The following is a 322-nucleotide window of genomic DNA, read 5'->3' on the forward strand; positions in this document are numbered from 1 at the left end:
CGATATCCATATTGCGATCGAAACGCCCGACATTCACCTGCACCAGCAGAAAGCGGGAGGCCATCCAGTCCCGCAACGCCGACATGGCGAACACACCCGCCAGAATGCGGCAATCGGCGCACCAATTGGCGCCGAATTCCAGCAACACGATGCGGCGCGTGCGCCTCGCATCCGCCAAGGCGGCGTCCACCTGCGCATGCGCAGCGACGATCGCGTAGGGGTGGTCGATCTCGGGCGGGGGGCCGTCGGGGAGGCGCGGGGCGGCGGCGACCAGAAGGAAAAGAAGAAGTTCTTTTTTGAAAAAAAGAACCAAAAAACTTTT

The 322-nt window shown here is 61.2% G+C and carries 1 protein-coding gene; it reads right to left on the reverse strand.

What is annotated here, in order from left to right:
* Positions 1 to 322: thioredoxin family protein (locus tag R5H29_RS02340; protein ID WP_332328676.1), on the reverse strand; the 322-nt coding region annotated here is incomplete at both ends.

This window comes from Stenotrophomonas sp. A3_2, assembly GCF_036624925.1.
Lineage (GTDB): Bacteria > Pseudomonadota > Gammaproteobacteria > Xanthomonadales > Xanthomonadaceae > Stenotrophomonas > Stenotrophomonas hibiscicola.